This window comes from Vibrio galatheae (genome assembly GCF_000967545.1).
Classification (GTDB): Bacteria; Pseudomonadota; Gammaproteobacteria; order Enterobacterales; family Vibrionaceae; genus Vibrio; species Vibrio galatheae.
The window spans coordinates 1-218 of record NZ_JXXV01000063.1; the positions used below are offsets into that span (position 1 = coordinate 1).

General features: G+C 50.9%; 1 protein-coding gene. It reads right to left on the minus strand.

Features of this window, described 5'->3' with window-relative positions; genetic code table 11:
• On the minus strand, window positions 1–196 hold a 196-nt coding region (locus TW81_RS18745), incomplete at its 3' end, for a hypothetical protein (RefSeq protein WP_204244016.1).
• Window positions 197–218 lie beyond the last annotated feature (22 nt).

The window sequence follows — 218 nt, forward strand, 5'->3', positions numbered from 1 at the left end:
TACTCAAAAACGTTGGGGTGGCGTTAAACGCTCCGTCACCATCCGCGTCTTGAACCGACAGTGTTCCTGTGACTTCAAGTTGAACGCCCTCAACATCCAAGTTGGTATCCACATCTTCCGTCACCGACCCACTGTCATCATCCCCTTCACCAAGATAGATATCGGATGGGTCTTCCGCACCATTGATCGTAATCATGATGGTTTGCGTGTCAGCGCCA